The sequence below is a fragment of the Shewanella sp. 2_MG-2023 genome (assembly GCF_030548905.1).
In the GTDB taxonomy this organism is placed as follows: Bacteria; Pseudomonadota; Gammaproteobacteria; order Enterobacterales; family Shewanellaceae; genus Shewanella; species Shewanella electrodiphila.
This window is the reverse complement of record NZ_JAUOSO010000038.1, coordinates 1-3,182: the sequence shown is the minus strand read 5'-3', so window position 1 is coordinate 3,182 and position 3,182 is coordinate 1. Positions and strand designations below refer to the sequence as shown.

General features: G+C 49.2%; 1 rRNA gene. It reads right to left on the bottom strand.

Annotated elements, in window-relative coordinates:
• Window positions 1-11 precede the first annotated feature (11 nt).
• Window positions 12-2,904, bottom strand: a 23S ribosomal RNA gene (locus tag Q4600_RS21015).
• Window positions 2,905-3,182 lie beyond the last annotated feature (278 nt).

Here is a 3,182-nt window from a genome sequence, read left to right as displayed (position 1 = left end):
ATCTGGGTTGTATGGTTAAGCCTCACGAGTCATTAGTACAGGTTAGCTCAACGCCTCACAACGCTTACACACCCTGCCTATCAACGTCCTAGTCTCGAACGGCTCTTTAGAGGAATTAAATTCCTAGGGATGACTCATCTTAGGACTCGCTTCCCGCTTAGATGCTTTCAGCGGTTATCGATTCCGAACGTAGCTACCGGGCAATGCTATTGGCATAACAACCCGAACACCAGCGGTTCGTCCACTCCGGTCCTCTCGTACTAGGAGCAGCTTCCTTCAATCATCCAACGCCCACGGCAGATAGGGACCGAACTGTCTCACGACGTTCTGAACCCAGCTCGCGTACCACTTTAAATGGCGAACAGCCATACCCTTGGGACCGACTTCAGCCCCAGGATGTGATGAGCCGACATCGAGGTGCCAAACACCGCCGTCGATATGAACTCTTGGGCGGTATCAGCCTGTTATCCCCGGAGTACCTTTTATCCGTTGAGCGATGGCCCTTCCATACAGAACCACCGGATCACTATGACCTACTTTCGTACCTGCTCGACGTGTATGTCTCGCAGTTAAGCTGGCTTATGCCATTGCACTAACCGTACGATGTCCGACCGTACTTAGCCAACCTTCGTGCTCCTCCGTTACTCTTTGGGAGGAGACCGCCCCAGTCAAACTACCCACCAGGCACTGTCCCGAACCCCGATAAGGGGCCGCGGTTAGAACATCAAAACTACAAGGGTGGTATTTCAAGATTGACTCCACTCCATCTAGCGACGAAGCTTCAAAGTCTCCCACCTATCCTACACATGTAGGTTCAATGTTCAGTGCCAAGCTATAGTAAAGGTTCACGGGGTCTTTCCGTCTAGCCGCGGGTATACGGCATCTTCACCGCAATTTCAACTTCACTGAGTCTCGGCTGGAGACAGCGTGGCCATCATTACGCCATTCGTGCAGGTCGGAACTTACCCGACAAGGAATTTCGCTACCTTAGGACCGTTATAGTTACGGCCGCCGTTTACTTGGGCTTCGATCATGAGCTTCTCCGAAGATAACCCAATCAATTAACCTTCAAGCACCGGGCAGGCGTCATACCGTATACGTCATCTTGCGATTTTGCACAGTACTGTGTTTTTGATAAACAGTTGCAGCCACCTGGTATCTGCGACTGCCAGCAGCTTAGAGAGCAAGTCTCATCACCGCCAGCAGCGTACCTTCTCCCGAAGTTACGGTACCATTTTGCCTAGTTCCTTCAGCCGAGTTCTCTCAAGCGCCTTGGTATTCTCTACCCGACCACCTGTGTCGGTTTGGGGTACGATTCCTACTAACCTGAAGCTTAGAAGATTTTCCTGGAAGCATGGCATCAACTACTTCATCCCCTTGGGGACTCGTCATCAGTTCTCAGCCTTAATGTAAACCCGGATTTGCCTAAGTTTACAGCCTACAACCTTAAACGCGGACAACCAACGCCGCGCTAGCCTAGCCTTCTCCGTCTCTCCATCGCAGTTAGCAGAAGTACAGGAATATTGACCTGTTTCCCATCGACTACGCCTTTCGGCCTCGCCTTAGGGGTCGACTCACCCTGCCCCGATTAACGTTGGACAGGAACCCTTGGTCTTTCGGCGTGGGGGTTTTTCACCCCCATTATCGTTACTCATGTCAGCATTCGCACTTCTGATACGTCCAGTGTGGGTTACCCCTTCACCTTCAACCGCTTACAGAACGCTCCTCTACCGCTTGCACCTAAGTGCAAACCCATAGCTTCGGTGTATTGCTTAGCCCCGTTAAATCTTCCGCGCAGGCCGACTCGACTAGTGAGCTATTACGCTTTCTTTAAATGATGGCTGCTTCTAAGCCAACATCCTAGCTGTCTAAGCCTTCCCACATCGTTTCCCACTTAGCAATAACTTTGGGACCTTAGCTGATGGTCTGGGTTGTTTCCCTTTTGACGACGGACGTTAGCACCCGCCGTCTGTCTCCCGAGTAGTACTCACTGGTATTCGGAGTTTGCAAAGGGTTGGTAAGTCGGGATGACCCCCTAGCCTTAACAGTGCTCTACCCCCAGTGGTATTCGCTCGAGGCGCTACCTAAATAGCTTTCGAGGAGAACCAGATATCTCCGAGTTTGATTGGCCTTTCACCCCCAGCCACAAGTCATCCGCTAATTTTTCAACATTAGTCGGTTCGGTCCTCCAGTTGATGTTACTCAACCTTCAACCTGCCCATGGCTAGATCACTCGGTTTCGGGTCTACACCTTGCAACTAAACGCGCAGTTAACACTCGGTTTCCCTACGGCTCCGCTATTCGCTTAACCTCGCTACAAAATGTAAGTCGCTGACCCATTATACAAAAGGTACGCAGTCACGGTCTCAAGAACCGCTCCCACTGCTTGTACGTACACGGTTTCAGGTTCTATTTCACTCCCCTCACAGGGGTTCTTTTCGCCTTTCCCTCACGGTACTGGTTCACTATCGGTCAGTCAGGAGTATTTAGCCTTGGAGGATGGTCCCCCCATATTCAAACAGGATGTCACGTGTCCCGCCTTACTCGATTTCATCTATGGTTAGTTTTCATGTACGGGGCTATCACCCTGTGCCGCTGTGCTTTCCAACACATTCCACTAACACCCCATAGACTTAAGGGCTAATCCCCGTTCGCTCGCCGCTACTAGGGGAATCTCGGTTGATTTCTTTTCCTCTGGGTACTTAGATGTTTCAGTTCCCCAGGTTCGCCTCATAACGCTATGTATTCACGTTATGATGACCACTTATGTGGCCGGGTTTCCCCATTCGGACATCGTTAGCTCAAATGCTTGTTACTAGCTCGCCAACGCTTTTCGCAAGTTACTACGTCCTTCATCGCCTCTGACTGCCAAGGCATCCACCGTATACGCTTAGTCACTTAACCATACAACCCAAATAAGTTTCTAAAAGAAACAGACTGTTGTTAAAGCGGGTAGCCTTAACTGTTGTATCGTAACTAGCTGGTTTATTACTAATTTGCATCTCTTACGAGTACACAAATTCGCCTTAGTTTTTAGAATATTCAAGACACTTAATAAAGTGTTTTGAGAACTCAATGTATTACTGAAAAGGGATTAACTTCCCAATAATACGATTTGTAATTAATTAACATGACAGACTCATGCAATTAAATACTATCAGCTTTCCAAATTGTTAAAGAAC